The sequence below is a fragment of the Streptomyces sp. BE303 genome (assembly GCF_036290945.1).
GTDB lineage: Bacteria > Actinomycetota > Actinomycetes > Streptomycetales > Streptomycetaceae > Kitasatospora.
Window position 1 is genome coordinate 71,410 of sequence record NZ_JAQYWZ010000945.1, and the last position, 26,856, is coordinate 98,265.

The 26,856-nt window shown below is 73.8% G+C and carries 25 protein-coding genes and 1 pseudogene; 6 read left to right on the forward strand and 20 right to left on the reverse strand.

Annotated elements, in window-relative coordinates; all coding sequences use genetic code 11:
- Positions 1-4: 4 nt before the first annotated feature.
- From PUR56_RS39280 to PUR56_RS39295, 4 genes are all read right to left on the reverse strand, one after another.
- Positions 5-1,195 carry a S8 family serine peptidase gene (locus tag PUR56_RS39280; protein ID WP_329952492.1) on the reverse strand — a complete coding sequence of 397 codons (1,191 nt, stop codon included), beginning with the start codon at positions 1,193-1,195 and terminating at the stop codon, positions 5-7.
- Positions 1,196-1,289: 94 nt separating this feature from the next.
- Entirely contained in the window at positions 1,290-2,756 is a 1,467-nt protein-coding gene (locus PUR56_RS39285) for a WXG100-like domain-containing protein (RefSeq protein ID WP_443034623.1), read from the reverse strand.
- A 44-nt stretch (positions 2,757-2,800) separates the two neighbouring features.
- On the reverse strand, positions 2,801-3,259 hold the full coding sequence (locus tag PUR56_RS39290; RefSeq protein WP_329952494.1) for a hypothetical protein: 459 nt from the start codon (positions 3,257-3,259) through the stop codon (positions 2,801-2,803).
- Positions 3,260-3,412: 153 nt separating this feature from the next.
- Entirely contained in the window at positions 3,413-4,126 is a 714-nt protein-coding gene (locus PUR56_RS39295; protein WP_329952495.1) for an endonuclease V, read from the reverse strand.
- A gap of 248 nt (positions 4,127-4,374) precedes the next feature.
- On the opposite strand from PUR56_RS39295, the gene PUR56_RS39300 reads away from it, so the two are divergent.
- Positions 4,375-4,602, forward strand: coding sequence for a hypothetical protein (locus tag PUR56_RS39300; protein WP_329883605.1), 228 nt, complete (start codon positions 4,375-4,377; stop codon positions 4,600-4,602).
- Positions 4,603-4,697: 95 nt separating this feature from the next.
- On the opposite strand, the gene PUR56_RS39305 is transcribed toward PUR56_RS39300, so the two are convergent.
- Together PUR56_RS39305 and PUR56_RS39310 are read right to left on the reverse strand one after the other, a co-directional pair.
- Positions 4,698-5,414 (reverse strand): RDD family protein, encoded by a 717-nt coding sequence (locus PUR56_RS39305; protein WP_329952496.1) that lies wholly within the window; start codon positions 5,412-5,414, stop codon positions 4,698-4,700.
- Positions 5,415-5,496: 82 nt separating this feature from the next.
- The gene (locus tag PUR56_RS39310) at positions 5,497-5,982 is read right to left on the reverse strand and encodes an RDD family protein (RefSeq protein ID WP_329952497.1); all 486 of its coding nucleotides are present in this window, start codon (positions 5,980-5,982) and stop codon (positions 5,497-5,499) included.
- Here PUR56_RS39310 and PUR56_RS39315 point away from each other — a divergent pair.
- Positions 5,975-6,985 (forward strand): hypothetical protein, encoded by a 1,011-nt coding sequence (locus tag PUR56_RS39315; protein WP_329952498.1) that lies wholly within the window; start codon positions 5,975-5,977, stop codon positions 6,983-6,985. The two genes, PUR56_RS39310 and PUR56_RS39315, sit on opposite strands and share 8 nt — an antisense overlap.
- Here the strand turns inward: PUR56_RS39315 and PUR56_RS43710 are convergent.
- A pseudogene (locus PUR56_RS43710) lies at positions 6,976-7,521 on the reverse strand (hypothetical protein); the annotation flags it as partial. The gene PUR56_RS39315 and the pseudogene PUR56_RS43710 sit on opposite strands and share 10 nt — an antisense overlap.
- On the opposite strand from PUR56_RS43710, the gene PUR56_RS39320 reads away from it, so the two are divergent.
- Positions 7,520-7,936, forward strand: a complete 417-nt coding sequence (locus PUR56_RS39320; RefSeq protein ID WP_329883603.1) for an SsgA family sporulation/cell division regulator — start codon at positions 7,520-7,522, stop codon at positions 7,934-7,936. The pseudogene PUR56_RS43710 and the gene PUR56_RS39320 overlap by 2 nt on opposite strands.
- A gap of 152 nt (positions 7,937-8,088) precedes the next feature.
- On the opposite strand, the gene PUR56_RS39325 is transcribed toward PUR56_RS39320, so the two are convergent.
- From PUR56_RS39325 to PUR56_RS39340, 4 genes are all read right to left on the reverse strand, one after another.
- Positions 8,089-9,489, reverse strand: coding sequence for a glycosyltransferase 87 family protein (locus PUR56_RS39325; protein ID WP_329952499.1), 1,401 nt, complete (start codon positions 9,487-9,489; stop codon positions 8,089-8,091).
- A gap of 175 nt (positions 9,490-9,664) precedes the next feature.
- Positions 9,665-11,320, reverse strand: a complete 1,656-nt coding sequence (locus PUR56_RS39330) for a glycoside hydrolase family 18 protein (RefSeq protein ID WP_329952500.1) — start codon at positions 11,318-11,320, stop codon at positions 9,665-9,667.
- Between the two features lie 281 nt (positions 11,321-11,601).
- Complete coding sequence (locus PUR56_RS39335) at positions 11,602-13,236, reverse strand: HAMP domain-containing sensor histidine kinase (RefSeq protein ID WP_329952501.1); 1,635 nt, start codon at positions 13,234-13,236, stop codon at positions 11,602-11,604.
- The gene (locus PUR56_RS39340) at positions 13,233-13,958 is read right to left on the reverse strand and encodes a response regulator transcription factor (RefSeq protein ID WP_329883598.1); all 726 of its coding nucleotides are present in this window, start codon (positions 13,956-13,958) and stop codon (positions 13,233-13,235) included. The genes PUR56_RS39335 and PUR56_RS39340 overlap by 4 nt, the downstream gene beginning before the upstream one ends.
- A 178-nt stretch (positions 13,959-14,136) precedes the next feature.
- On the opposite strand from PUR56_RS39340, the gene PUR56_RS39345 reads away from it, so the two are divergent.
- Positions 14,137-14,709 carry a hypothetical protein gene (locus PUR56_RS39345; protein WP_329883597.1) on the forward strand — a complete coding sequence of 191 codons (573 nt, stop codon included), beginning with the start codon at positions 14,137-14,139 and terminating at the stop codon, positions 14,707-14,709.
- A gap of 21 nt (positions 14,710-14,730) precedes the next feature.
- Here PUR56_RS39345 and PUR56_RS39350 read toward each other — a convergent pair whose 3' ends face one another.
- Positions 14,731-15,261: a VOC family protein gene (locus PUR56_RS39350; protein ID WP_355399135.1), complete on the reverse strand. Its 531-nt coding sequence runs from the start codon at positions 15,259-15,261 to the stop codon at positions 14,731-14,733.
- Positions 15,262-15,642: 381 nt separating this feature from the next.
- Between PUR56_RS39350 and PUR56_RS39355 the strand changes: the two genes are divergently transcribed.
- On the forward strand, positions 15,643-16,140 hold the full coding sequence (locus PUR56_RS39355; RefSeq protein WP_329883747.1) for an Lrp/AsnC family transcriptional regulator: 498 nt from the start codon (positions 15,643-15,645) through the stop codon (positions 16,138-16,140).
- 119 nt (positions 16,141-16,259) lie between these two features.
- Here PUR56_RS39355 and PUR56_RS39360 read toward each other — a convergent pair whose 3' ends face one another.
- From PUR56_RS39360 to PUR56_RS39380, 5 genes are all read right to left on the reverse strand, one after another.
- On the reverse strand, positions 16,260-17,066 hold the full coding sequence (locus tag PUR56_RS39360; protein WP_329952502.1) for a S16 family serine protease: 807 nt from the start codon (positions 17,064-17,066) through the stop codon (positions 16,260-16,262).
- Positions 17,067-17,189: 123 nt separating this feature from the next.
- A complete protein-coding gene (locus tag PUR56_RS39365; RefSeq protein ID WP_270146684.1) occupies positions 17,190-17,840 on the reverse strand; it encodes an IclR family transcriptional regulator in 651 nt (216 codons plus the stop codon).
- Positions 17,841-18,191: 351 nt separating this feature from the next.
- Positions 18,192-18,635 carry a DUF2752 domain-containing protein gene (locus PUR56_RS39370; RefSeq protein ID WP_329952503.1) on the reverse strand — a complete coding sequence of 148 codons (444 nt, stop codon included), beginning with the start codon at positions 18,633-18,635 and terminating at the stop codon, positions 18,192-18,194.
- Between the two features lie 21 nt (positions 18,636-18,656).
- A complete protein-coding gene (locus tag PUR56_RS39375; RefSeq protein WP_329883594.1) occupies positions 18,657-18,896 on the reverse strand; it encodes a TM2 domain-containing protein in 240 nt (79 codons plus the stop codon).
- Positions 18,897-19,211: 315 nt separating this feature from the next.
- Positions 19,212-21,044: a DEAD/DEAH box helicase gene (locus PUR56_RS39380; protein WP_329883746.1), complete on the reverse strand. Its 1,833-nt coding sequence runs from the start codon at positions 21,042-21,044 to the stop codon at positions 19,212-19,214.
- A 321-nt stretch (positions 21,045-21,365) separates the two neighbouring features.
- Between PUR56_RS39380 and PUR56_RS39385 the strand changes: the two genes are divergently transcribed.
- Positions 21,366-21,803 (forward strand): SsgA family sporulation/cell division regulator, encoded by a 438-nt coding sequence (locus PUR56_RS39385; RefSeq protein WP_329883593.1) that lies wholly within the window; start codon positions 21,366-21,368, stop codon positions 21,801-21,803.
- 166 nt (positions 21,804-21,969) lie between these two features.
- Here the strand turns inward: PUR56_RS39385 and PUR56_RS39390 are convergent, their stop codons facing one another.
- Genes PUR56_RS39390 through PUR56_RS39400 form a run of 3 tightly spaced genes read right to left on the reverse strand, consistent with a single transcriptional unit; the run spans position 21,970 to position 26,566 of the window.
- The gene (locus PUR56_RS39390) at positions 21,970-24,600 is read right to left on the reverse strand and encodes a DUF2156 domain-containing protein (protein ID WP_329952504.1); all 2,631 of its coding nucleotides are present in this window, start codon (positions 24,598-24,600) and stop codon (positions 21,970-21,972) included.
- Positions 24,597-25,925, reverse strand: a complete 1,329-nt coding sequence (locus tag PUR56_RS39395) for an alpha/beta hydrolase (protein WP_329952505.1) — start codon at positions 25,923-25,925, stop codon at positions 24,597-24,599. The genes PUR56_RS39390 and PUR56_RS39395 overlap by 4 nt, the downstream gene beginning before the upstream one ends.
- Positions 25,922-26,566, reverse strand: a complete 645-nt coding sequence (locus PUR56_RS39400; protein WP_329883590.1) for a class F sortase — start codon at positions 26,564-26,566, stop codon at positions 25,922-25,924. Before PUR56_RS39400 ends, PUR56_RS39395 begins: the two co-directional genes overlap by 4 nt.
- Between the last annotated feature and the right edge of the window lie 290 nt (positions 26,567-26,856).

Consider the following 26,856-nt stretch of genomic DNA (forward strand, 5'->3'; position numbering starts at 1 on the left):
GCCACTACCCCAGCCGCCGACGCCGCCCCCGCACCACCAGCACCGCCCCGACCGCCCCACCGGCCACCACCAGCCCCGCCGCCCCCGTCACCGTGTACGCAACCCCCGCATTCCCCCCGCCCCCCTGCCCCGCCACAGGCTCCTCCCACGGTTCCTCGCTCACCACCGGCGGCGATCCCTGCGACTCCGCACGACCGAGCAGCGGGTTCTCCCTCGCCCCACCGTCGACCGCAGCGTTCGGCTCCAGCGCCTTGGCCGGTGCCAGCAGCCCGTACCCGTAGCGGTCGTTCGGGACCGCACCCCCACCGGTGGGCGGCGTAGCGCTCTTGATCATCCGATTGATGACCTGCCCCGCCGAGAGGTTCGGGTACTTCGCCCGAATGAGCGCCGCCGTAGCCGAGACATAGGCGGTGGCGCCAGAGGTGCCGTTACCCACTCCGTAGCTCGACTCGGACTTGGCCGTGGCTTGATAGGTTCCAGCGCCCGCAGCCACCAGCGTGATCTCGGGTCCGTACGTCGACCGCTCCCACAACTCGGTCTGCTCACCGACCGCACCAACTGCCACGACCCCGGGAATTGCCGCCGGATAGTCGACCGCAGCACCCTTGTCCCCGTCGTTCCCCGTCGAGGCCACCACCACGACGTCCCTGGCGATCGCATAGTTGATCGCGTCGCGGGCCTGGGTGTCAGAGCGGGAGTACCCGCCGATCGACAGGTTGACGACCCTGGCCCCGTGGTCCACGGCGAATCGCACGGCAAGCCCGACGTCGGACTGCTGCAGGTCCTGCCGTTCACCGTTCCACCGGATCCGGACGGGGAGGATCTTCGCCTTCGGGGCAAGACCGATCACGCCCGCCCGCGCGCCATGCCCGTGCCCGGCGATCAGACTCGCGATTCCCGTTCCGTGACCGTCGACGTCCTCCCGTCCGTCCGTCTGGGCACCGGAGAAGTCGGCCCCGGACAACACCTGCCCACTCAGATCCTGGTGGTCCTGTCTGACGCCGCTGTCGACCACCGCGACGACGACTCCTTCTCCCTGGCTGTCAGGCCACAGCTTCGACTCGGCCTCATAGATGCGCAGAGCCCACTGCTTGTCGCGAATCTGGTCCGCCGACACCGGACAGGCGGGCAAGCCCCCCAGAAGAACCGCGACGGTAAACACGGCCGCACCACGCGCCAGTCGGTCGGTTGCCAACCCGGTCACCTCACTCAGCACAGCAGTCGTCCCGCAGACCGCCGGCCTGCGGGACGACTGATCGGATCCGCCTGTCCTTCCGGGGAAGGACCTGTCACTCCACTACCTTCGGATTCGCCGGCCGGTCCGGCAGCCAGGTCTCCTCGTCCTCGACGAGGTAGTCGGGCCTCCTACCGTCTCGTTCTCTCTGATTCCTCCGCGCCCGCGAATCAGCCGTTCCCGGGAAAGGACCTGCGCCCAGGAACGGCTGGCCCGTGTTCCCTTGAAGACCGTCGGGTCGCATGCGGCCCCGGGCGCCCAGACCGGATCCCCCCTCGGTGAACACCTGCTTCTCCCTCCCCGTGGCGCCGCCGGTCTGACGCTCCCCGGCTCCGACCACACCGCCGACCTTCCGGGCCGACCCCGAGCCCGACCGAACACCCGGGACTGTCTGGCCGACCGCTGGAAGGGCACCCGCCGTCGTACCGCTCGCGCCGACACCGCCCATGCCGCGGCCGGTTGCCGATGCGCTCGAACCGCCATTCCCCTGAGCCTCGCCCGGTTCGAACACAGACCCGCCCTTCAAGGCGCGCCCCGGCAGACCGGCGCCCGGCAGGGCCGGCCCCACACCGCTCTCGCCCGGGCCGCCGACCGGGCCCACAGGGGCCGCGTGACCGGCGCCCATCGACGCCGGCCCGCTGACACCGCTTCCACCGGAAATCGGCACGATGCCGTCGAGAAGCACCCCGGGCCCGACCTTGCCGGAAGAGGGCGGCTTCGGCGGTGTCGGCGCTACAGCCCCGTCCACCACTCCCGGACCGGTGCCGACCTGGTGTCTCGGCCCCGGCGCCACCGTCGTCGGCGTACCCCCCTTGATGCCCGAGTCCCCTCGTGCGGGCATGACCGCCGTGGTGTCACCGGCCACCCTCTTCGAGAGCGGCACCTCGCTCCGTCCCCCCGACCGCACCGGGTCCCCGCCGAACCCGCCGCTACCCACACCTGAGCTGCCGAGGCTCGCTCCGGCCATCAGCGTGCCCGCGCCCGCCGCCCCGCTGTCGCCGCCGGACATGGGCGGCGGGATGTCCTCCACCTCCCCTTTGCCCACCTTCGTCGGCGCGCCCATCGGCTGCGGGGGCTTCAGCATCGGGGCGGCTGTGCGGTAGTGCATGGCGAGGGTCTGCATGACGGTGGCGGCTTCGAGTTTCCGCTGGTCGGCGAGGGCGGTGCGGCTGTCCTCGTCGTCGGCGCCGAAGAGGGCGGAGAAGGTGTCGCCGACGCCGTCGGTGAGCTGGTCCCAGCCGCCGGGTTCCTCCGGCATGTCGCGTTTGGCTTTGGCGATGGCCTCGGAGACGGCCTTGAGGGTGATGGCGGCGTCGTTGGCGTAGGAGGCGGCGTTGTTGATGGTGGCGGCGAGGTGGAGCATGCGGGTGTGGAAGGCGTCGCTGGTGGTGCCTTCCCAGGAGGTGGCGGCCTCGGTGCTGGCGCGGGTGAGGGTGGTGCGGATGGCTTTGAGGGTGTCGGCGGCGCGGCGCCAGGGGTCGGCGGCGGCCATGACCTCGCCCGGGTTGAGGGCCTGGGCCATCGTGCGGAGTTCGGCGTGGCTGTAGTGCCTGAAGTCCGTGTACTTCACCGGACGCCCTTTCCGTCGTCGTGCCGGGCGGGGGCCACGGTCCGGGCGTAGGCGGCGGCGCTGGTGGCGGAGGGGTTGGCGACGGACCAGCCGTCGTCGCCGAGCTTCAGCTTGTTCCGGGTGCGGCGCTCCTGCTCCTCGTAGTTGGTGGCGGTGAGTTCGGCCTTCTTCTGGGCCTCGTCGACCGCGTCCTGGAGCTGGTCGAGCACGTCGCGCAGGCCGTCCCGCATGGTCTGGTAGCGGCCGTGCAGGTCGGTGGCCTCGGCGAAGGCGCCGAGGGCGTTCCGGCCGATGCCGCTGCGTCCGTGTGTCGTGGTGCCGTCGGCGTGGTGCTGGAACTCGGCCAGCAGCAGCCGCACCTGGGCGGCGAAGGCGCGCAGCTGTTCGACCTCGACGCGGTAGCCGCGTCCGCCCCCGCCTGTCGACCCGGTGCCCGTTCCGGTTCCCGTTGCCACGTGCGGCGCCTCCCCCGTGCGTCCGTCCGGTGTGTCGTGCGCGGTGCTGGTGCGGCGGCACCGTGGGGTGGCGGCCGGTGGGTCATGTCTAACACACGGTCCGGGCGAGCAGAACGGTCCTCGGCGGAACGTCCGGACGCGTCTGGCGGTCCGTCAACTGACGTGCGCCTGCTGCCTTGCGGTGAGGGCGCGGCGGCAGAGCGAGTCGGCGTGGCGGGTGGTCTCGGGGAGCCGGTAGCGGGGGGCCAGCGCGAGGGTGGTGTCGACGGCTTCGGCGAGGCCGATGCGGTGGCCGACGGAGACGAAGACGGGTTTGACGCCGGGGCGGGTGCGGAGGGCCCGCCCGACCTCCTCGCCGGTGGCCGGATCGGTGAGCGGGGTCGAGTCGCCGCGGGCGGGGCCGGGGTCCCGGTGGTCGAAGGTGAACGGGGTCTTGGCGACGCCGAGGGTGCGCAGGCCGGTGAGGACGCCGAGGTGGCTGGCGAGGCCGAGGCGGCGCGGGTGCGCGAGGCCGTAGCCGTCGCAGACGACGGTGCCGGGTCGGTGGGTGAGGGCGGCGAGGGCGTCGAGGACGGCGGGGAGTTCGCGGAAGGCGAGCAGACCGGGGATGTAGGGGAAGGCGATCCGGCCGGTGGCGGTGGTCTCCTCGACGACGTCGAGGGTGGTGCGGTCGAGGACGACGGCGGCTGCGACGACGAGGTCGCGCTCGTCGTCGTAGGCGACGTCGACGCCCGCGATGAGCCGGTCGTCGGCGCCGGCCGGGCCAGGGGCGTCGGCGGCGCCGTACGGCTGGACGAGCGGGCGCAGCCGCTCCTGTTCGGCGAGCGCCTGGGCCTCGGTGGTCGGCCAGTCGGCGGGGATGGGCACGGCGGTTTCCCCCTGGGAGTACGGAGCGGATCGGTCGGTCGCACGGAGCGTGCGGGACGGGCCCACCGTATCCAGCGGGGCGGACGACCCCGGGGTGAGCCCGTGCGCCCCCTGTGCCCCGGGTGGGGCGGGTTAGCCTGGTCGGAATGCCGGAGGACCGGCCGGTCCTCCCGAACTCCCTTTCCGGGCGGGCCTTCTGGCTTCCGGTGCGACCCGCTCGTTCCCCCCGACGTGCGAAGGACTCCGCCATGCCGCGCCGCCCGACTCCGGCCCAGTTCGTCCTCGGTGTGTTCACCGTCGTCGCCGCCACCGTGGCGCTGCTGGCCGCCACCGGTGCCGAGGAGGTACCGGAGGTGGCGGTGGTGGTGGTCTTCTCGCTCGCCCTCGGCACGTTGGTGACGGTGCTGTCGCTGCGGGCCGCCGCCGGTCGTGCGGACCGGGCGGCTGCCGGGCACGGCTACGCCCGGCAGCGCTGAGGCGGCGCCACCGGGCGTACCGGGTGTTCCGGGGTGCGAGGTGCGGGTTCGAGCGGGCCGGGCGGTCGCGCGGCGGGGCTCAGACGGTGCGGGGCTCAGACGGTGGAGACCACCACGGTCTTGGCGGCCTTGTCGTGGATGCACTGGCGGTAGGGCTTGTCGAAGACGCCGAACATGCCGTCGATCAGCCACCAGAGCCAGGCGCAGCAGAGGACGGCGGGCAGGATGAAGACCGCGGCCCGGGTCCAGGCGGCGGACTGGGTCGGCGGGCTGCCGTCGATCAGCATGGCGACCCGGATCTTCATGGCCTTCTTGCCGAGGGTCTGGCCGTCCCGGCCGAGCATCACCCCGTCGTAGACGAGGTAGATGGCGCAGGCGACCCAGAAGGCACCGGCGGAGCCGGAGCTGTCGGAGAGGCTGGCGAAGGGCAGCACCAGCAGGACGGCCACGGCCTGCACCAGCAGGTAGTCGATCAGCTGGGCGAGGATCCGGTTGGGCCAGCTGCCGAGCGGCGGCATCCCCGGGACGGGGCCGGCGCCGGGTGTGCCGTGGCCGGCGGGACCGTGGCCGGGCGGGGGCTGGTCGTAGGGCGACCGGCCGGGCGGGGGCTGTCCCTGTCCGTACGGCGAGCCGCCGTAGGTGCCGCCGTACGCGCCGGGGCGGTCGGAGGGGGTGCCGGACGGCGGCGGGGTGCCGTACGGGTCCGACGGCGTACCTTCCGGCGTGCCGCCGCCCTGCTGCGGGGGCTTCTTGTCGAAGGAGGGCTGGCCGCCCCCCTCCGGCTCGGGGCCTGAGGGGTCGTGGGTGCTCATCCCCCGAGTAGAACATCACACATTCTATGAACTTGGGATATTTGGTCGGTTTTGTCCGACCTGGCTCTCGGGCGGACCCGGGTCAGAGCCGGACCACGCGGGTGCGGGCCGCCCGGTCGTGCCAGCCGCGCCGGGCGGGGCGGTCGAACAGCGGCCAGACCAGGCCGACCAGCAGCAGCGTCGAAACCTGCCTGACGAGCCATCGCACCAGCGACCGGCCGAGGCCCAACCGGGCGCGGGCGGCGGACGAGGCGGCGGACGGAGCGGCGGCAGGGACGGCCGCGGCGGCGTCGATCACCCGGATCCGGGCCAGCCGTTTGCCGAAGGTCTGGCCGGTACGGGCGGTCGGCAGGACCTCGTAGAGCAGGCCGACGAAGAGGAGGATGCCGATCAGGACGGCGACCTTGCCGACCACCACGCCGTCCAGCATCCAGACGTCGACCTGACGGCGCGTGAGCCGGCTGGCCATCCTCGCCTGGGCGAGCTTCTCCTGGAGGTGGTCCGCGACGGACGTGCCGAGCGGGATCCCGGCGGCGGTGGCGACGACGGCCAGGACGGCGGTGTCCACCAGTCGGGCGGCGAGCCGCCGGCCGGGCCCGGCCGGCTGTGGCGCGGGCCTGATCGTCCGGCGCCGGGTCCCCGCCGCCCGGGGCCCCGCCGTCCGGGTCGCGGACGATCGGGGCGGGGCCGACGCACTCCCCGCGGAGCGGGACGCGGGCGGACGGGTGGCGGCGGGCACGGGAGCAGCGGGCACGGGAGCGGCAGGCCGGGCGGACCGCGTGGGCCCGGTCAGCGGCGCCTCCTCCGGCCCGGCCGACGCCGACGCCGCCGCCGTCGCCGCCTCCCCCTCCGCCGAGGCGGACGTAGGGGCGGCCACCTGGGCGGCCACCGGAGCGACCGCCGGGGCCGAGGCCCGGAGCGGCACCGGCTTCTCCACCGGCGCCGGAACGGCCGCCCCGGCAGGCGCCTCCACTCCGGGAACCACCCCCCAGGAGACCCAGCGCGGTGCGGCGCCCTGCTCCATCGGGCCGCGCGGTGCCCGGGGGGCCGCCTGCCGGTCGGGCGGCTCCACCGCCGCGACGGAACCGGGCGCCGCGACGGGCACCGCCCCCTGCGGCCGGGGTTCCGGGACCGCCCCGAGCATGCCCTCGCCGGCCGGCTCCACCATCGGGTCCGGCGCCACGTCTGCCGCCGCCGCGTGGGCCGACCCGACGCCGGTCCGGAACACCGGCCCGCCCTCCGGCACCGAGAAGGTGAACGAGGCGCCGCCCGACGTCTCGTCCAGGTACACGGGCCCGGTGTCCCCGGGCGAAACCGGCACCGGCTCCGACATCAACACCGGCTCCGACGTCGGTACCGGCTCCGACGCCGACACCGAAACCGAGTCCGCCGCAGCCTCCCCGACCGGGTCGGCGGCCGGTTCGACGGCTGTCGGCGGCGGCATGTACCGCGCGCCCACCCCGGCCGCCGCGCCGGACCGCCGGGTCGCGTACCGGGGCGGTTCCAGCACCTCGCCCGCCGCCGGGGCGGGCCGAGTCGTGCCGGGCACCCAGGAGGTGCCGCCCCAGTAGCGGACGAAACCGGGCACGGAGGGGTCGGGGTAGTAGCCCGGCGCGGGGCCCGCGGCCGTCTCCGTGCTGCCGCCCGCGAGAGGCCGGTCCGTCATGGGGGTCTTCTTTCCTGGCAGGGCCGATGCGGCTCGCCCGGCGAGGGGTGCGCGCGACGGTGGCTCGGGCGGCACCGGGTGGCGGCGGTGGCGGCGCGCGCGAGGGGGCGTCGGCGGGTGGGCGGACAGTCGCCGGACAGTCACCAAGGGTAGTGCCTCGGCGGACCCGGGGTGTGAAGTTGGCCGTTCACCGGACAGCCCCGGCCCGCCCGCGGTAAGGAAGACGGCGCGAACGCCGGAGCGCGCGCCCGTTCTCTCCGCGTTCACCACTCCCCGACGCCCGCCCCGAACCCCCCACCCCGGTCCCGGTTCCGAACCCTCACCGAGGGCCCCCGTCAAGAAATCTCGAAAACACGTGTAAGAGCGCTCCCGGACCGCGCTCTCCAAGGTCACAGGGCCCGATACCGGGCATGAAGCGCAGGCAGAGAGGAAACCGATCATGGAGCGCCCGACGAGCGTGGTCGAGCACGAACTGGAACTCAACCTGGTGCTCTCCCCCGAGCACAGCGTCCCCGTCCCGGCCCGGCTTTCCTACGGCAGCCACGACCCGTACGCCGTCTACATCACCTTCCACCTGGACACCGGCTCGCCGGTCACCTGGGTGTTCGCGCGGGAGCTGCTGGTGGAGGGCACCTTCCGGCCCTGCGGGCAGGGGGACGTCCGGATCTGGCCGACCCGCTCGGGCCGGCGCAGCGTGCTCTGCATGGCGCTGAGCTCGCCGGCCGGGGACGCACTGCTGGAGGCGCCGCTGCCGGCGGTGGCCGCCTGGCTGGAGCGGGCGCACCGGCTGGTGCCGCCGGGCAGCGAGATGGCCGCGCTCGACATGGACGGTTCACTGGCCGAGCTGCTCGCGTGAGCCGCACGGCCCGGGCGCACCGGTCAGGGCCCGCCCCGAACAGCGCGACGACCCCGAGCACCCCGACGGCGCCGAGCACCTCGACCGCCACGGACAGCCCGACCGCGCGCGGCGGCCCGGTCGCCCCCGGCGGACCGGCGGCAGCCGGCGACTCAGCTGGCCGCGGGGGCCTGCTGACGTTCGCGCGCGGGATCCGGCCGGTCGCCGCCCCGCTGGCCGGGCAGCGCCACGAGCGGCGCGCCGGCGGCCAGCCGCCGGGCCCTTATGCGTAGCGCGGCGGCCAGCAGGAAGCAGATCCCGACCAGCGGGTAGACCGAGGTCGGGATCTGGCGGAGCGGCGAGAGCTCCAGCACCAGCGCGCCCTGCGGTTTGGCGGCCCACATCGCGAAGGACACGAAGGCGACCAGCGTGGCCCAGAAGGCGGCCCGCCAGCGAACCTTCCGGACGGCGGCCGGACGGCCGTGTTCGACCGCCGCCTCGCAGCCGAGCAGGACGATCATCGGCACGCACCAGACCCAGTGGTGGGTCCAGCTGATCGGCGAGATCAGTACCGCGGTGACGGCGGCGCAGCAGACGCCCCACGCCTCGGCGCGCGGCAGCCAGCGGGTGCTGTTCGCGGCCCAGGCGGCGATCCCGAGACCGGCCACCGCGACGGCGGCGGAGGCCAGCGTGCCCACCGCACCCGGCTCGGCGGTGTGCAGGAGACGGGCGACGGCGCCGCTCAGCGCCTGGTTGTCGACGATCTCGGTCTTGCCGACCCGCGAGGAGTCGTAGAGGTACTTGGTCCAGAAGCCCCAGGTCGCGTCGGGCAGGAACAGGGCACCGATCAGGAAGGTGCCGAGGAAGGTCGCGCCGGCGACGAAGGCGGCGCGAACCCGGCCGGTGATCAGCAGGTAGACGGCGAACAGCCCGGGGGTGAGCTTGATCCCTGCGGCGATGCCGATGGCGATGCCCTTGCTGCGCCGCCCGTCGGGCCGGGTGAGGTCCCAGAGGATCAGGCAGGCGAGGGCGAGGTTGATCTGGCCGTAGCGCAGCGTGGTGTAGACGGGTTCGAGCCAGACGCCGGCGCCGGTGACCAGGATCACGCCGATCGGGCGCAGCTCGCGGCGCGGCCAGCCCACCAGTTTGAACGACAGGTGGGTGAACAGGGCGAGCAGTCCGAGGTTGCCGAGCGTGATCGCGACCCGCAGGAACGGCACCGGGAACCAGGTCGTCGGCACGAAGAGCATCGCGGCGAACGGCGGGTAGGTGGCCGGCAGGTTCCACTGGGTGACGCGCAGCCCGTAGAGGTCGTCGCCGTTGGCGACGGCCGCGCCCTCGGCCCGGTAGACGATCATGTCCACCATCGAGGTGTGGGCGAAGTGCCGGACGACCGCGTAGGCCATCAGGGAGAACAGCGCCAGTGCGGAGACGGCCAGCAGCGGCCGGCGAGGGGCCTCGCGCAGGGCGCGGGCGGGCGCGCCGAGGGCGGTCCGCAGCCGCTCCGACAGGGGGGCGGGCGCCTGCTCCGGTACGGTTCGCACCGCGCTGCGCTCGTCTTGCACCGCTGTCACTGTTCGCTCCGTCCACCGTTCGGCCAACCAGCGACGATACCCGATGCCCGTCGACCGGACCCGGCCGCGAACGGTGACGGGGAGTGACGGTGGTGCCGGCCGGCCGAGCCCTGTTGCGGTCGGGGCGCGGCCGGCCGGAGCCGGGGGGCGGGTACCGGACCGGTACCCGGCGAGGTCAGCCGGTGTAGGCGCCGAGGGCCCGGGTGAAGTCCAGCGGCTGCTGGACGATCGAGCTGCAGCTGGCGTCGGCGTAGGCCTTGGCCCCGCCCTCGCAGGCCTTGTCGCGGGTGCCGGACCACATCGCCAGCCAGGCGAGGTGCTTGGACTTGGCGAACTCGGCGAGCTGCTTGGCGTCGGCGACGGTGAAGATCTCGCTGGCCACGTCGTTGACGCCGATCATCGGGGTGACCGCGACCTTGCGCCAGGCGGCGGCGTCGTCGAGGCCGAGCACGCTCTTGACCTGGGCCTGGGTGGCGGTGGCCGCGGCGATGGCGTACTTGCCCATCTGGCCCTGCGGGTTCGGGGCGACGCCGTCGCCGAAGTCCATCGCCATGATGTTGACCGCGCCGATCGCCACGCCGTTGTTCTTGGCGTCGGCGACCAGGTTGACGCCCTCCTGGGTCAGGCCGGAGGGGAGTGCGGGCAGGGTGAAGGAGACGTCCAGGGCCTTGCCCTTGGCGGCGGCGTTCTTCTGCAGCTGGGCGATGGCCTGGGCGCGGCGGGTGTTGGCGGCGGCGTTGGCGATCGCGCCGCCCTCGACGTCGAAGTCGACCTTGGTGAGGCCGAAGGTGTCCACGGTCTTCTGGTAGACGGCGGTCAGGTCGGCCGTGGAGGAGCAGGCGAGGGCCAGCTCGCTGCCGTTGGCACCGCCGAAGGAGACCCGGACGTCGCCGCCGAGGGCGCGCAGGGCGCCGATCTGGGCGGCCACGGCGTCGGCGGCGAGGTCGCTGACGCCGCCCCACTTCGGGGTGCAGCCGCCGCCGGAGACCACGAAGGCCAGGTTGAAGTTCTTGACGCCGGTGGCCTTGGCGGTGGCGACCAGGTCGTAGGGCGGGTACAGCGAGGTGTCCACGTACGGGGCGAAGCCGGCGCCGGTGACCGGGACGGGGGTGTCCGTCGCGGGGGCGGTGGGCGTCGGGACCGGCGTGGTCGCGGTCGCGGTGGGCGTCGGCGCCGGGGTGGTGGGCCTGGTCGTGGTGGCGGTCGGGCTCGGCGTGCCGGGCTTGGTCGCGGTGGCCGAGGCCGAGGCGCTCGCCGAAGCCGAGGCAGAGGCGGACGCCGACGCCGACGCCGACGCGGTGGCCGACGCGGTGGCCGACGCCGTGGCGGAGGCGGTGGAGGTCGGGCGCCCCGACGGAGTGGGCGCCGTCCCGTCACCGGCCTTGCAGGAGACCTTGTTGATCAGGCAGTTGCCCGGTTCGCCCTGCGCGGCGCCGGCGCCCTGGGCGACGAAGCCGATCACGATGCTCTTGCCCGGATCCAGCCGCTTGCTCCACGACTCCGGCTTGACGGTGACGTGCTGGCCCTCGACCGCGAACGCGGCGTTCCAGAGCGAGTCGATCTTCGCCCCGGCCGGCAGGTCGAAGGTGAGCGTCCAGTCCTCGATGGCGCTGCTGTCCGGGTTGGTGACCAGGTACTGGCCGGTGTAGCCGGCGTCCCAGCTGCTGGTGCGGCTGTAGACGGCGCCGAGCGAGGCGGCGCTGGCCGAGGAGGCGAGGACGACGACGCCCCCGGCGACCAGGGCCGCGGCGACCGCCGAGGCGGCGAGGACCGCTCCCTTGCGGCTGCGACGGCGGCGTCCTGGACGGCGGTCGGGCTGCTGGGTCGTCATGGGGGCGTACCTCCGCGGCAGGCAGGTGGGGACCGGGTGGGGTCACGGGTGTCCGCCGGACGCGTGGGTGCGTGGACCCGTCGCGGGCGAGCGTGACCCGGCTCGGTCGAGGGTGACCGGCACGGTCGGATGACCGGCGCGGACGACGCTAGCGGCGCCGGATGGCCGAAACCCGCCTGCTGAGCCAGGGGTAGAGCTCTCTTACGGTGCGCTTAAGAAAGAGGAGCGGACGTCTCACCGCACCGGTGCCGAAACCTTTCGCCAAGTCATCGCGCGGGCGATCAGCGCGAGAACAGCGCCCCGCGGCTGCGACGCCGGCTGGTCCGCCCGGTCCGGGCCGGCACGATGCCGTCCTGCCGGCTCTGCAACCTGAGCCGGATCTCGGCGCCGCCGAGCACCGACGAGCTGCCGAGCGCGAGGTCGCCCCCGGTGGCCTCGGCGAGCTTGCGGACGATGTCCAGGCCCAGACCCGTGGAGCCCTCGCCACCGTGGCCCTCACCGCGCTTCAGGGCGGCGGCCGGGTCGGTGAAACCGGGACCGGCGTCGCCGACCAGCACGATCACCGAGCTCTCGGTGGCCGTCACGTCCACCGAGAAGGCGGTGCCGATCGCCGTGTGCCGGAAGACGTTGCCGAGCAGCGCGTCGACGGCGGCGGCGAGGTCCCCGCGCTGGACCGGGACGGGCGTCTCCCGCTCGGCGCCCGCCAGCTGCCAGCGGCGGCCCTCGTCCTCGGCGAGTGCGGACCAGAAGCCGACCCGCTCCCGGATCACCTCGGCGGCGTCGCAGCCGACCAGGACGACGGGCGCGTCCTCCGGCGCCCGCCGGGCCGACCGGATGATCTGGTCGACCTCGCGCTCCAGCTGGGAGACGGCGTGCCGGGTGGCGTCCGCCGCGTCCCCTTCGCCGAGCGAGGCCGCGTTGAGCCGCAGCACGGTCAGCGGGGTACGCAGCCGGTGCGACAGGTCTGCGGCCAACTCGCGTTCGGCTGCCAGGAGTTGCACGACACGGTCGGCCATCGCGTTGAACGCGTGGGCGGCCTCGCGCAGCTCCTCGGGGCTGCCCGCGGCCTGCTTGCCCTCCACCGGCACCCGGACGGTGAGGTTCCCGGAGCCCAGCGAGCGGGCGGCGGCGGCCAGCCGGCGGGCGGAGGCGACGATCCGCGCACCCATCCGGTCGGCGACCAGGACCGAGATGGCGACCAGGGCCAGCGCGACCCCGGAGAGCACCTGCCAGGCGGTCGAGACACCCCGGGTGAGGTCGCCGTCGGCCACGAACACCTCGACCACGGCGGTCCGGACGGTGTCCACCGCGACCGGCTGGAGCAGCGCGTACCCGCCCGGGACCTCGACGGTGAACGAACGTCCCTGGACGCCCGCGGTGGTCACGTCGGCGCCCAGGGCGCGGACCTCGCCGATGGTCGCACCGGCCGACGGCCCGGGCCCGGCCGCCCCGGATCCCACCGGCGCGGGACCCGGCCCGGCCTGCGCCGCGGCCACCCCGCTCGCCGCCGACCCGCTCGCGACCGCGCCCGGGCCGCCGCTGCCCGCACCGGCGGACGCCGGGCCCGGAACTCCGCCTGACGGACCGCCCGTCGGACCGGCGGTCGCACCCGGCCCCGACCCCGTGGACGCCTTGGTCCCCGCCCCCTCGGGCGGCGGCAGGTGCACGGCCATCCGCCCCTGCGCACCCGCGTCGGTGGACGCCACCGCCCGGGCTATGGCGTCCTGGTCGGTGGTGATGGCGAGCGCCGGACCGAGCGCCGCCGCCTGCCGCTCGGCCGCGGTGAACGCCCGGTCCCGGGCGGTCTGCTGGACCATCAGGCCGAGCGGGATGAGGAAGGCCAGCGCGACCATGGTGGTCCCGGCCACGGCGGCCTTGATCAGGGCCCAGCGCAGCGAGTGTCCGAACCTCCTCATGTCCGGCGCTCCCCGGGGACGGGCCCGGGCCCGGCGGGGTGCCCGGCGGCCTCCAGCCGGACCCCGACGCCGCGCACGGTGTGCAGGTAACGGGGACTGGACGCGGTCTCGCCGAGCTTGCGCCGCAGCCACGAGAGGTGCACGTCGATGGTCTGGTCCCCGCCGTAGGTCTGCCGCCACACCTCGGCCAGGATCTCCTTGCGCGGCACGACCACGCCGGGCCTGGCGGCGAGGAAGGCCAGCAGGTCGAACTCCCGACGGGTCAGGTCGAGCGGTCTGCCGTCCAGCGAGGCCTCCCGGCGCTGGAGGTCGATGGCCAGCCCGCCGACCCGCAGCACCTGGCTGACCGGCGCCGCGCCGCCGCCGAGCCGGCGCAGCACGGCGGCCATCCGGGCGCTGAGGTGTTCCCCGGAGAACGGCTTCACCAGGTAGTCGTCGGCGCCGTCGTTGAGCAGCCGGACGATCTCGGCCTCGTCGTCGCGGGCGGTGGAGATGATCACCGGGACGTTGGTCAGTCCACGGATCATCTTGAGGGCCTCGCTGCCGTCCAGGTCCGGCAGTCCGAGATCGAGGATCACCAGGTCACAGCCGACCTGGGCGACCTCGCGCAATGCCTCAAGTGCCGTGCCCACGCTACGAACCGCGTGGCCGGTGTCGGACAGGTGGCGGATGAGGGCGGATCGCACGAAGGGGTCGTCCTCGACCACGAGCACTGTTGCCATGGGGCTGCACGGTACGCCATCGCCCCCGAATGGTCTGTACCTCGGGGTGGCTCCGGACGGGACCGCCGGCCAGGTCGGCACCGGTTCGGCCGGGCCGCCGGGGGTTTGTGCAAGTTCCCTGCCTAAGTACCGGGGCGCCCGTCTGCCCGGCCCGCGAGTACGGCAGGATGTGCGCACGATGCGGAACGGACTGGTACAGCTCGGCGCCTGGGCGGCGGCCACCGGGGCGGCGGTGGCGCTGTCCTGGTTCGGCGTGCACGCGGTGCTGACCGGCGCCGCCTTCGAACAGCCCACCGCGCTGCCGTTGCCGTCCCCGGCGTCGGCCGACGGGGCGAGACCCACGCCGACGCTCACGGTGACGCAGCAGCAGTCGGCGACCCGGTCGGAGTCGCCCGCGGCGCCGCCGACCGCGTCGGCGAGCTCCCCGCGGCCCACCGCCCCCGTGGCGCCGTCGCCCCCCGCGACGCCCGCGGCTCCCTCCGCCGCCGCTCCGTCCCCGCACCGACCCTCGCCGGTCACCTCCACCACGTCCTCCGTGCGCAGCTATCTCGTCCCGGGCGGCAAGGTCGCCCTGGACCTCAAGACGGACAACGCCTCGCTGATCTCCGCCGCGCCGGACCAGGGGTGGAAGATGCAGGTCTGGAACGGCCCGCAGTGGATCCGGGTGGACTTCACCAAGGACAACCAGGCCAATTCGGTGTTCGTCTACTGGAACGGCCACCCGCCGGTGGTCGACACCGTCACCCGCTGACCGCGGGTACCCCGGCAGCCGTCACCACCGGTCGAAGGGGACGTAGCCGGGCAGGTACGGGCCGGCGTACCGGGACCGGTCGACCAGGGTGTGCCGGGTTCCGCCGGGCACACCGATCGCGGCGAGCACCACCGTGCCGTACGCGTCCCGCACCTCGTAGGGCTCGGCCAGCGAGGCCGCGCCCCGGTCGACGGCGAAGTCGTACGCGTAACAGACGTCCGGCACGGAGACCGCGAGGTCGACGACGCCGTCGCCGTGCCGGGCCAGGTACCCGGCCAGTTCCCGGCCGCGCGGGCCGATCACCTGGACGAGGGAGGTGAGCACGAACCGCGTCCCGGGTGCCCGCAGGACGTAGGAGACGGTCTCCGGCTCGCCGGTCTCGGGTCCTGCGTAGGCCGTACAGCGGAGGCCGAGCGCGACGGCGTACCGGCGGGCCGCCCGCTCGGCGTCGCCGACCGCGAAGACCACCGCGTCGGCATGGCCCATGGGGAGGAGCTCGGGCTCTCCCAGGCCGGCGGTGAGCAGCACGGGTTCGATGGCGGTGTCGGTCATGTCGGCCCTCCCGGTAGGTGTACGGACCACGGTTGACGGTCCCGTCCGCCGGTACGGGGACCGGCTCACGGGGTTGTGGCTGGAGGGTGGCGCCGAGTCGACCTCCACGCAACTGTTCCGTTTCCTCCTGGTCAAGGTGTGCTCCGGGGCGGGAGAATCGACCGGACCGCTGTACAGAATGCCCACCGGAGGACGGAGCCCGCGATGCCCCCCGCCCATGCGCCCGGCTCCCCCGGATCGTCCAACTCGCCCGTCGGTCAAGGACATTCCGGCCCGACCGGCGCCCCCTCCGGCGGCCCTGCGGGCAGCCCGGCCGGCGGCCCGCCCGGCGCCCCCGGCGGCAGTGCCCTCGGCAATCCGACCGGCGGCCCCTCGGGCGTCCTGCCCGGCGGTACGGCCGGGAGCACCAACGACGCGATCGACGCGCTGGACGGCCGGCTGATCCGGCTGCTCGCCGAGGAACCCCGGATCGGGGTGCTGGAGTGCTCGCGCCGGCTCCAGGTCGCGCGCGGCACGGTGCAGGCACGACTGGACCGGCTCCAGGCGCGGGGCGTGATCGGCGGGTTCGGTCCCGAGGTGGACCCGGCGGCCCTGGGCTACCCGGTGACGGCCTTCGCGACCCTGGAGATCTCCCAGGGCCAGGGCGCCGACGTGCGCAGGCACCTGGCGTCGGTGCCGGAGGTCCTGGAACTGCACACCATCACCGGCCACGGCGACATGATGGTGCGGATCGTGGCCCGGTCCAACGCCGATCTGCAGCGGGTGATCGACCGGGTGGTGGGGTTCGACGGGATCGTCCGGTCCTCGACGGCGATCGCGCTGGAGAACCCGGTGCCGTACCGGATCCTCCCGCTGGTCGACCAGGCCGCGGCGGAGTGATCGGCCCCGGCCCGGGGCCGGGGGCGCCGATCACCGGGCGCCGGGATTCCCGCCGGACGCACCGCCCGCCGGATACACCGCCGACCGGACGCACCGCCCGCCGGACGCACCGCCCGCCCTCAGCAGCCGGGGACGGTCCCGCCCGTCCGCAGCGCGTCCAGCGCCGAGACCGCCTCCGCCAGCGTCCCCACCGGCACCAGCCGCAGCCCGTCGGGCGTGTTCACCTTCGCGTCCGCGCACTCGTCCTTGGGCAGCAGGAACACCGTCGCGCCGTCCCGCGCGGCCGCCTGCGTCTTGAGCGGGACACCGCCCACGGCCCCGATCGTCCCCTGGTCGTCGATGGTCCCCGTGCCCGCGACGGTCAGCCCGCCCGTGAGGTCGCCGCCCTTGCCGTCCCCCGCGAGCTTGTCGACGATCCCGAGCGCCAGCATCTGGCCCGCGCTCGGGCCGCCGATGTCGCCGAGGTCGACCTTCACCTTCACCTGGTCGGGTGAGAGGTGGAGGTAGGAGAGGGCGGCCGCGGTGGCGCTGTCCTGCGACTGCGCCATCTGCTGGGCCGTCACCTCCTCCGCCTTGGCCGGGTCGCCCTGCGGGTAGACGGTGTCGGTCGGCCGGACGGCCTCCTCCTGGTCGAACCAGGCCTGGAGCGAACGCCAGAGGGTGGCCCGCTCCCCCGGGTTGGTCGCCGAGATGGTCACCATCCGCAGCTGCCCCCGGGTGTTCCGGACCGGCGCCCCGGTGACGGTCAGCACCGGCCGGTCCTGATAGCTGCCGAGGGTGTCCGCGGTCACGCCCGGCCAGGTCAGCGTGTACGGCAGCGGAACGAAGGCGGCCACGCCGAACAGTGCGGCGACCAGCGCCCCGCAGAGCGCGAGCGCTCGGGTCCGGGGGGCGGTCAGGGCCTTGGGCAGCTTGGAGTCGGACACAGAGGCATCCAAACACACCGGGGCCGCCGGGCGGGCACGTACACGGTCCCCCGGCCGGCCCGCCGGACCGCCCGGCCCGGGGCGCGGTACGACCGGCGGGCCCGTTCCCCGGCCGTGCGTCCGCTACCGCAGTGCGTCGGCGACCTCGGTGGCCGCCTCCACCACCCGCGGACCGACCCGTTCCGGGACGAGTCCGTTGAGCATCACCACGCCGACGCTGCCCTCGATCCCGCTCAGACCCAGCAGCGCGGCGGCGGCGCCGGAAGCCCCGGACTGCTCCTCCGCCCGGGTGATGACGAACCCCTGCTCGGGCCGGCGCTGGCTCGGGAAGGCCCGCGCCTCCAGGATCGCCCGGCCGGCCGCGCTCTCGCCCAGCGGGTGGCGCAGTCCGGTCCGGTAGGCGACGTGGAAGTCGGTCCAGCTGGGCTCGACCACGGCCACGGCCAGCGCCTCGTTGCCGTCCACCAGGGTGAGGTGCGCGGTGGCACCGAGGTCCTCGGCGAGGCTGCGCAGGGCGGGCAGCGCGGCCTCGCGCAGCAGCGGATGGACGCGGTGGGCGAGCCGCAGGACGCCCAGCCCGACCCGGGCCCGGCCTCCGATGTCCCGGCGGACCAGCCCGTGCTGTTCCAGGGTGGCCAGCAGCCGGTAGACGACGGTCCGGTTGACGGCGAGCCGGGCCGCCAGCTCGGTGACGGTGAGCCCGCGTTCCGAGTCGGCGAGGAGTTTGAGGACCCGGACGCCTCGGTCCAGGGTTTGGGAGGTCTCTGCAGTCACGACGCGCATTCCTTTCCGCGGCGGGTCGCGGATCGGCTGACCGGTCCGGGACTCGAATGTCGCGCGCAGGGTGGGTGGCCGCGCTCGGGCCGCGGTGTGTCGTCCTTGACGTCCTGGGGCCCTGCGCGCCCGTCTCGCGGGGGTCACCCGGCGGGAGAGCGTGTGGGAAAGGTAGTGAAGGAATTGCGGCGGCGGAAGTGGTTGTCCAAAATTCGGTCAAGATCGATTGTTCGGGCCTTGACGAACGGGGACAAAGGGTCATATTTTTCCCAGCCCACCGGGACGCAAGTTCGACCACACTCCGAAGTCCGGACACTCGGACGCCACGGGGCGGGCCGTCCGGCCGTCCGGTCAGAACAGGTTGCGCAGGACCGTCCAGACCGTCGCCACGCCGATCAGCACCGCCGTCCCGCGCCGGCCGAGCGGCGGCTGCCAGCGCCGCCCCGCCAGGCCGTGCCGCAGCCAGACCAGGTAGAGCGCGGCGACCAGCGGGAGCGACAGCAGCAGCGCCGCGTTGTCCTGCCAGGCCGCGGCGAGGTCACCGTGCATCAGGTCGTAGGCCATCCGGGTGCCGCCGCAGCCGGGGCAGTCCAGGCCGGTGACCTTGCGCCAGGGGCAGAACGGCAGGACCTGTCCCGGCAGGTGGGGGTTGCGCGACCAGAGGTACGCGGCGCCGGCCAGACCGCCGGCGAGCACCGCGACCGGCGGCCAGGCGGTACGCAGCCGGGCCCGCCCCCGGCCGGCGGTTCCGGGAACGGCGAAGCCGCCCCGGCCTGAGCCGGGGCGGCGACGCACCTTCGCGAACGGGCGCAAGGGTCAGCTGCGCAGCAGCCGGCCCTGGGCGTCGGTCCGGTCGTTGCTGGTGAGGAACAGGATGCCGTCGATCAGCGACCAGACGCCGAGGCCGCCGCAGGTCAGCAGCTGGGCGATGCCCATGCCGATGTGACCGGTGTAGAAGCGGCCGATGCCCAGGCTGCCGAGCAGGATCGTCAGGATGCCGGCGACGATCTTCGACTTGTCGGAGAGCTCGGGCTGCTGGTGCGGGGGGTACGACACGATCGGTGTGCTCCTTGAAGACAGGCAGTCCCGGGCGCGACGGTGGGTCGCGGGCCGGGTCGGTGAGGTGCGGCGAACCGATGTCACCGAGGCTTCGGCGGCGACCACGGACGGGTGGGCGCACGGCTTCGACAGCTCGACGGCGGTTCGGCACGCGGAACATTAGCCGATCATCACACTGACTGTCTCCACGAATCCTTCGCGACTACCTGAACGTCACATGACCTTATGGTCACAGCACTCCCTCGACGCCGAGCAGGCGACGAGGAAGCACTGCCGGAGTACCGACGGCCCCCGAACTTCCCCGACAGGCAGTTACTTGGCCCATTCCCGGATCTGGGCGATCCGCGCATTCAACTGATTGACGGTCGCCTGCGCGGTCAGCGGCCCACCGCACTGGCGGCGCAGCTCGTTGTGGATGGTGCCGTGCGGCTGACTGGTGCGGTGGTGCCAGGCCGCCACGAGGGCGTTCAACTCCTTGCGCAGTTCCCGGAGTTCCTGGTGCGTCACCACGGGCCGCTGCTCGGCCGGCAGCTCCAGCAGGTCGGCCTCCTCGGCCGGCTTGCTCTTGCTCCGCTGGATCTGGCGGTGCTGGCGCTTCTGCAGCAGCATCTGCACCTGGTCCGGCTCCAGCAGGCCCGGGATACCGAGGTAGTCCTCCTCCTCCTCGCTGCCCGGGTGCGCCTGCATGCCGAACTCCATGGCGTTGTACAGCACCCGGTCGAAGACCGCGTCGGAGCCCAGCGCCTCGTACGAGAACTCGTCGCCACCGGCGCCGTCCGGACCGTCGTTGGCCCGCTCGGCCTCGGCGAGCAGCCGGTCCTCCTCGTCGAAGAGGCCCTCGCCCTCCTTCTTCGGCCGGTCCAGCACGTGGTCGCGCTGGAGCTCCATCTCGTTGGCGAAGCCCAGCAGCGTCGGGATGGTCGGCAGGAAGACGGAGGCCGTCTCGCCCCGCTTGCGGGCACGCACGAAACGTCCGACGGCCTGCGCGAAGAAGAGCGGGGTGGAGATCGAGGTGGCGTAGACGCCGACCGCCAGGCGCGGCACGTCGACGCCCTCGGACACCATCCGGACGGCGACCATCCAGCGCGAGTCACCGTCCGCGTAGTCGGAGATCCGCTTGGACGCCTCCACCTCGTCGGAGAGCACCACGGTGGCCTTCTCCCCGGTGATCTCGCGCAGCATCTTGGCGTAGGAGCGGGCGGTGTTCTGGTCGGTGGCGATCACCAGGCCGCCGGCGTCCGGGATCGCCTTGCGGACCTCGCTCAGCCGCCGGTCGGCGGCCTGGAGCACGGCCGGGATCCACTCGCCCTGCGGGGCCAGCGCGGTCCGCCACGCCTGGGCGATCAGGTCCTTGGTCATCGGCTCGCCGAGCCGGGCCTCCAGCTCGTCGCCGGACTTCGTGCGCCAGCGCATGTTGCCGCTGTACGACAGGAAGATCACCGGACGGACGACGTGGTCGGCGAGCGCGTGCCCGTAGCCGTAGGTGTAGTCGGCGACCGACTTGCGGATGCCGTCACCGCCCGCCTCGTACTGGACGAACGGGATCGGGTTGGTGTCCGAGCGGAACGGCGTCCCGGTGAGCGCGAGCCGGCGGGCGGCCGGCTCGAAGGCCTCGAAGCAGGCCTCGCCCCAGGACTTCGAGTCACCGGCGTGGTGGATCTCGTCCATGATGACCAGCGTCTTGCGGGCCTCGGTCCGGTTGCGGTGCAGCATCGGGTTCACGCCGATGCCCGCGTAGGTGACGACGATGCCGTGGTACTCCCGGGAGAGCGGACCGGAGGAGTAGGCCGGGTCCAGCTTGATGCCTATCCGCGCGGCGGCCTCGGCCCACTGCTTCTTCAGGTGCTCGGTCGGTGCGACCACGGTGATCTGCTGGATCAGGTGGTTGTGGAGCAGGTACGAGGCCAGCGTCAGCGCGAAGGTGGTCTTACCGGCGCCCGGGGTGGCGACGGCGAGGAAGTCGCGGGGCTGGCTCTCGATGTACTTGTCCAGCGCCCCCTGCTGCCAGGCCCGGAGCTTGCCGGCGGTGCCCCAGGGGGCGCGGCCGGGGAACGCCGGCGACAGGTGGTGCGAGGAGGTCGGCGCGGCATGGCCGCTCGGCCGGACGGGCGCGTGCGGCTCGTCCGCGTCGGAGAAGAGCGGCATCGAGGAGGCGGCGGCAGTACTCACGGTCTCCGAGGGGGGATCATCGCAGGTCAGAGGCGGTTTGGCAGCCCCGTCCCGCGGTCGGGCGGCGATCGGGCAACCCACCCAGCCTACCGGGCCCGGCGCCGAACGGGCGGCCGGGGCGGGTCCGCGCGTGGCCCGCGCACGGCCCGCACGGCCGGAAAGCGACGTGACGCGCATCACATCGGAAAACCCGGGAAAGGCAGGTAATCGGAACCCCCCGGACCGTCTCTCATCCGGGTGAGGCCACCCCACCCTCCACAGCCGTCACAGGCCTCACACCAGCGAAGGGACCCCGCCGTGCACACCGTCGTCGAAGAGACCGTCCAGGCCCGCCTGATCCTCTCCCCCCACCGTTCCGCCCGGCTCCGGGTGACGCTGGCCTACGTGCCGGAGGATCCGCTCGCCGTCCGCATGGCCTTCCCCGCCGAGTTCTCGCTGGACGACCGGGCCGAGGCGGCCGGCCCCGACCACGGCGACGACATCGTCTGGGTCTTCGCCCGCGGGCTGCTCGCCGACGGCCTGGAGCTGCCCTCCGGGGCCGGCGACGTCCACGTCCGGCCCGCGCCCGGCCGGCGCACCATGGTCGAGCTGCGCGCGCCCGAGGGCACCGCGCTGGTCGGGTTCGACTCCGACGACCTGCGGAAGTTCCTGTGGCGCAGCCGGCTGGTCGTCCCGGAGGGCGAGGAGCACCTGCACCTGGACGCCGACCGCGCGCTCGCCGAGCTGCTCGGCTGAGCCGCGGGCCCTCGAACAGCAGGACCCGGACCGGCAGGGCCCGGACCGGCAGGGCCCGGACCGGCAGGGCCCGGACCGCGACCGGGAAGGGCCCGGGGCGACGGCGGCCGCCCCGGGCCCTTCCCGGTCACGCTCCGGGCGACCGGTCCCGACCGGTCCCGACCGGCTACGACGAGAGCTTGCGCATCAACCGGACGCCCTGCGCCGGCGTCAGGTGCGGCAGGTACGCCTTGCCGATCGCCCGGGTGATGCTGGGCAGCGCCGCCGGGTCCGGGTAGGCCATGTACATCGGCCGGTACTCCGGCTGGAACTTCGCCTTGAACGCCAGCAGCGAGCGGAAGCCGTAGACCGGCTCCAGCACCCGGCCCAACCAGTCCAGGGTCTTCTGCAGCCCGGTGGGCGGTTCCTTCTCCGAGCGGGCCAGCGGTGCGCCGGAGAGCGAGAGGAAGCTCGCGCCCTCCTGCTTGAAGCCGAGCGCGGCGGAGGCGATCAGGAACTCGGTCACGCCGCGGAACCCGTCGGAGCGCCGGCGCATGAAGTCCAGCGTCCAACCGACCGGCTCGCCGTTCTCGTAGACCGGCATCCAGCTGGTCAGCCCGTGCACGGTGCGGTCCTGGTCGACGGCGATCAACAGCCGGACCGCCGGGTCGTCCAGCTCCTCCAGCCCGCCGAGGGTGAAGCCCATCTCGGGCAGCCCCTTCTCCGAGACCCACTCCTCCGAGATGGCCCGGATCTGCTCCTTCAGGGCGATCGGTGCCTCGTGGTACGACCACCACTCGGCGGTGATGCCCTGCTTGCCGGCCTTGTTCAGCGCGGTCCTGATGTCCTGCCACTTGCGGCCGGTGAAGGCCAGCTCGGGGAGGGCGACCACGGTGTCCTCGGCGACCTGCAGCGAGCGCCAGCCGAGTTGCTCGGCGGCGGAGCGCGTCTCCGGGGTGACGCTGTAGAAGCACGGCGTCCAGCCCCGGGCGTCGCAGTACCGGGCGAAGCCGGCCACCGCCCGGCGGCGCGCGTCCGGTGCGCCGAACGGGTCGCCGGTGGTCAGCGCGACGGTGTTCAGCACCCGGTAGGCGACGGCGGCCCGGCCGTCCTCGTCGAACCAGTAGTGGTTGCCGTCCCAGGTGGTGAGGAAGGAGAGCGACCCGCCGCCGTGCTCGGTGAGCAGCGCCCGGGCCCGGGTGGCGTCCTCGGCGTCCACGTGCAGCACCGGCCGCCGGAAGGCCAGCAGCAGTGCGGTCAGCGCGACCGCCCAGAAGGCGAGTCCGCAGTACGTCTCCAGGAACCGCGCGAACGGCCCGACCGCGATCGGGTAGTGCGGCATCAGGTCGTTGTACGCGGGCGGCAGGAACTGGGCCGGCAGCCCGGCGACCAGTCCGCGGAGGGTGGCCCCCGGTTCGAACTGGCCCGCCGTCAGCACGCCCAGGCCCGCGTACGCCGCGGAGGCGACGGCCAGCGCGCCGCCGACCACCAGGGCCAGCCGGCCGAGGACGGCGCGCGGCACCCGCAGCGGGAACCGCTTCCGGGTGGCCAGCAGCAGCGCGGTGGTGATCAGCGGCAGCAGCAGCGCCTCGACGAAGTACTGGAGGACGTCGCCCGAGCCGGTGCCGGTCTCGGTGAACAGCCAGACCAGCAGGGCGGTCCAGAGCAGCTCGGTGGCGATCGTGATCCGCCAGGCGAGCCGCAGACCGCGGCGCAGACCCTCGGCGAGCACCAGCAACAGGGCCGGGAACAGCGTGGCCATCAGCCGGGCCGGGGTGTCGAAGATCCGCTCGACGGCGTGTGCGCGGGCGCAGTCGTGGGCCGAGCGGGCGCAGAATTCGGCGACCTCGTCCGGGGTGAGGCGGTGCGAGAGGTAGATCTCGGAGAAGGTGTTGAACGGCCCGGCCGCGTTGTCGTACAGCGAGGCGATCATCGGCCCGAGCGCGGCGGCGACCAGGCAGAGTGCGACCAGCACCCGGGTCTCGGTGTGCGAGGAGCGGTGCGAGCGCAGGTGCGGCCGGCCCCGGCTGAGGAGCGCGCCGGCGGCCAGGCCGATCAGCGCGCCGGAGATCCGCTGGACGCTCTGCAGGTGGCCGACGTACAGGGTCATCACCAGCGGGACGAGCACCACCAGCAGGTGCAGTCGGCGCCGCCAGAGCACGGTCAGCCGGTAGCCGAGCACGCCGGCCAGGGCGAACAGGCCGGTCACCGGTCCGATGGCGGTCTGCTCGGCGGCGGCCGCCCACTGGTCGTCGGCCCGTGCGGCGACCGCGCTCAGCCCGCTGCCGAGCAGGGTGCCCAGCAGCTGCCCGACGACCAGGACGGCGAGCGTGCGCGGCCGGCCGAGCCTGCTCTCCGCGACCGGGCCGAGCAGGAGCAGCAGCAGGCTGGTGGAGATGTACGAGCCCGCGCTCGCGCACCAGAACAGCGAGGTGACCGGCGCCCACCAGTGGCCCTCGGCCAGGGTCGGCAGGCCGACGCCGGCCTTGGCCAGCACGCCCCGGGAGGCGCCGTGCGCCAGGCTGCCGGAGGCACCGCCGACCGCCCAGAGGACGGCGAGCAGGGTGAGGGTCAGCGGCGCCGCGCGCAGCCGGGCGACGATCCGGGCGGCGGCCGCCCGGACGGGCCGCCGACCGGGCCGGGTGTCCGGCGCCGGGGACTTCGGCGCGGGGGTCCTGGGCCCGGAGGGTTCGGGTGCCGGGCCGTCCGACGCCCGGACGCCGGGAGCCCTGGCGGGCTGCACCGGAACGCCCTGGGCCGAGACGGCGGGCTCGCCCCGGTCGGCGAACAGGGCCGAGGCCGCCCCCAGCCGGATCACCGGATCAGCCCGGTCTGTTGCGCCATCCAGGGCAACTGGTCGACGATGCCCGGCCGGAAGATGATCCAGCCGTGCCCGCCGGGCATCAGGTCGAATTTGGCGTTCATCCCCGCATCCAGTGCCGCCTTGTACACCTTCTCCTGCTGCGGACGGAACTCGTTGTCGGTGCGGCCGACCACGATCGCGGCCGCGGTGTCCGGGAACTTCCTGGCGGCCATCACCTGGAGCGGGTCGATGGCGTTGAACTTCGCCTCGTCACCGTCGAAGGCCGCCGCGACGGTCTGCGCACGGGTCCCCAGGGTGGGCTCGTCCTGGCCGGCCATGTCCAGGAACGATCCGTAGACCTCGGGGGCGTTGACGGCGAGCTGGAGCGCGCAGGTGCCGCCCATCGAGGCGCCGCCGATCACCCAGGACTTCCGTCCCTCGGCCGCCTGGAGGTTGGCGCGCACCCAGTCGGGCACGTCCTGGGCCAGGTAGGTCTGCGTGTTGGCGATCTTGGAGTCGAAGCAGAGCGTGTTGGTCCAGGTCGACCCCAGCTGGTCGGGCATCACCACGATCGGCGCCAGGCCCTGGTGCTGGGCGGCGAAGGCGTCGAGCGCCTCGTTGACCTGGCCGGCCAGCACCCAGTCGCCCGGGGTCCCGGGCTGGCCGGAGACGAGCACCACGACCGGGAGCAGCGGTCGGGGGCTGGCCTGGTAGGCCGGCGGCAGGTAGACGTACGCGTCGCGGGCCTTGAAGCCGGACTTGGTCCCCGGGATCGGGACGGTGGAGACCGTGCCCTTCGCCGGCAGCCCCGGCGGGGCCGTCCAGACCTCCTCCATCACCTTGCCGGGCGGGGGGCTCACGGTCGTGGCGGCCTTGGCCGTGGTCAGCTCCTGGGTCTTGGAGAGCCAGGGCGCGAGCATGACGCGGCCGGTCGGGAACTGGTCGAAGCCCCGGTTCACCTGGGAGGAGGCCATCAGCAGCACGAGCGACCCGGCGCCGATCGCCAGGAGCTTGCGCCGCAGCGCCGTACCGGGCATCCGGAAGGCGGCCAGGCTCAACCCGAGCAGGGCGACGGCGATCCACCAGGTGATGTACCGGGGCAGCCCCTCGGGGAAGGGGTGCCACCAGCCGTCGACCACGATGTCCAGCAGCAGGCTCGCCGCGGCGGCGGTGAGCAGCGCGACCGGGAGCCGGCGGCGCCACCAGGTGCGGCTGCGCGCCAGCAGGGCGAGGACGAGCAGGGAACCCCAGCCGGCCGCCAGGATGGCGTACGGGATCGGGCCGCGGGTCAGCGGCCAGTCGATCGGGTTCCAGGTCAGGGCGAGGGAGACGGAGGTCATACGTTCTTTCCCGGCTGCTTGGTGTCGGCCAGGAAACCGTAGGCGACCACGTTTCCCTGGTAGCCGCGGTCCTCGCTGTACCCACCGCCGCAGGTGATCACCCGCAGCTGTGCGTCGGCGGCCTGGCGGTACACCCGGTCGTCCGGGAAGTCCTTTCGGTCGTGCACTTCGATGGCGTAGAGCTGGTAGACGGCGGTGCGGCCGTCCTCGCGGAGGATCTCGATCCGGTCGCCGCGGTGGAGCGCGCCCAGGTCGTAGAAGACGGCGGGCCCGCTGTCGTTGTCGACGTGTCCGGCGAGGATGGCGGTGCCCCGCTGTCCGGGGGAGGCCCCGCCGCGGTACCAGCCGGCGAGGTTGCGGTCGGACTCCGGCGGGGTCTGGAGGTGTCCGTCCCGGTCGAGGCCGAGGCCGGTGACCGGGGCGTCGAGCCGGACGGAGGGGATCCGGATCCGGGTCGGCGTCGAGGGTCCGAGCGGGGGCACCACGGAGACCGGGGCGAAGCCCGAGAGGGCCTGCCCCGCTCCGGGGGCCGGGGGGAGGTCGCCGTGACCGCCGTCGTTCAGCAGCCACGCACCCAGCACGAGCGCGGCCCCGACGGCCAGAGTGCCCGGCCACGGGCTCCTGCTCTGCTGGGCGCCCACCGGCGCTCCCCTCTGCTGACGAGGAACCGGTTGCCGGTTCCTGGAAGTTTTCTGAGAGCAATGCAACCGGATCGGACCTTATGCCACATCCATACGACGGTCGTACTTGCTCCCCCCGTTCGGCAGGGTCCGGCGGGCCCCAGCTGGTCCGAGCGGGTGAAATGTCACCACAAGGACACCGGCCCGCCACCTGGCGGACGCCGGTTACCGCGACGACCTCTTCATCGGACACTCAGGAACACCGTCCTGGTTGCATCGTTCGGGCGATCAGTTCCGACCGTTCGTGGTGA

Excerpts from the sequence above, each read along its gene's own strand:
- PUR56_RS39285 (WP_443034623.1), bottom strand. The coding sequence starts at position 2,756 with ATGGCCCAGGCCCTCAACCCGGGCGAGGTCATGGCCGCCGCCGACCCC.
- PUR56_RS39300 (WP_329883605.1), top strand. The coding sequence starts at position 4,375 with ATGCCGCGCCGCCCGACTCCGGCCCAGTTCGTCCTCGGTGTGTTCACC.
- PUR56_RS39305 (WP_329952496.1), bottom strand. The coding sequence starts at position 5,414 with ATGAGCACCCACGACCCCTCAGGCCCCGAGCCGGAGGGGGGCGGCCAG.
- PUR56_RS39320 (WP_329883603.1), top strand. The coding sequence starts at position 7,520 with ATGGAGCGCCCGACGAGCGTGGTCGAGCACGAACTGGAACTCAACCTG.
- PUR56_RS39330 (WP_329952500.1), bottom strand. The coding sequence starts at position 11,320 with ATGACGACCCAGCAGCCCGACCGCCGTCCAGGACGCCGCCGTCGCAGC.
- PUR56_RS39335 (WP_329952501.1), bottom strand. The coding sequence starts at position 13,236 with ATGAGGAGGTTCGGACACTCGCTGCGCTGGGCCCTGATCAAGGCCGCC.
- PUR56_RS39340 (WP_329883598.1), bottom strand. The coding sequence starts at position 13,958 with ATGGCAACAGTGCTCGTGGTCGAGGACGACCCCTTCGTGCGATCCGCC.
- PUR56_RS39345 (WP_329883597.1), top strand. The coding sequence starts at position 14,137 with ATGCGGAACGGACTGGTACAGCTCGGCGCCTGGGCGGCGGCCACCGGG.
- PUR56_RS39350 (WP_355399135.1), bottom strand. The coding sequence starts at position 15,261 with ATGACCGACACCGCCATCGAACCCGTGCTGCTCACCGCCGGCCTGGGA.
- PUR56_RS39380 (WP_329883746.1), bottom strand. The coding sequence starts at position 21,044 with ATGCCGCTCTTCTCCGACGCGGACGAGCCGCACGCGCCCGTCCGGCCG.
- PUR56_RS39395 (WP_329952505.1), bottom strand. The coding sequence starts at position 25,925 with ATGACCTCCGTCTCCCTCGCCCTGACCTGGAACCCGATCGACTGGCCG.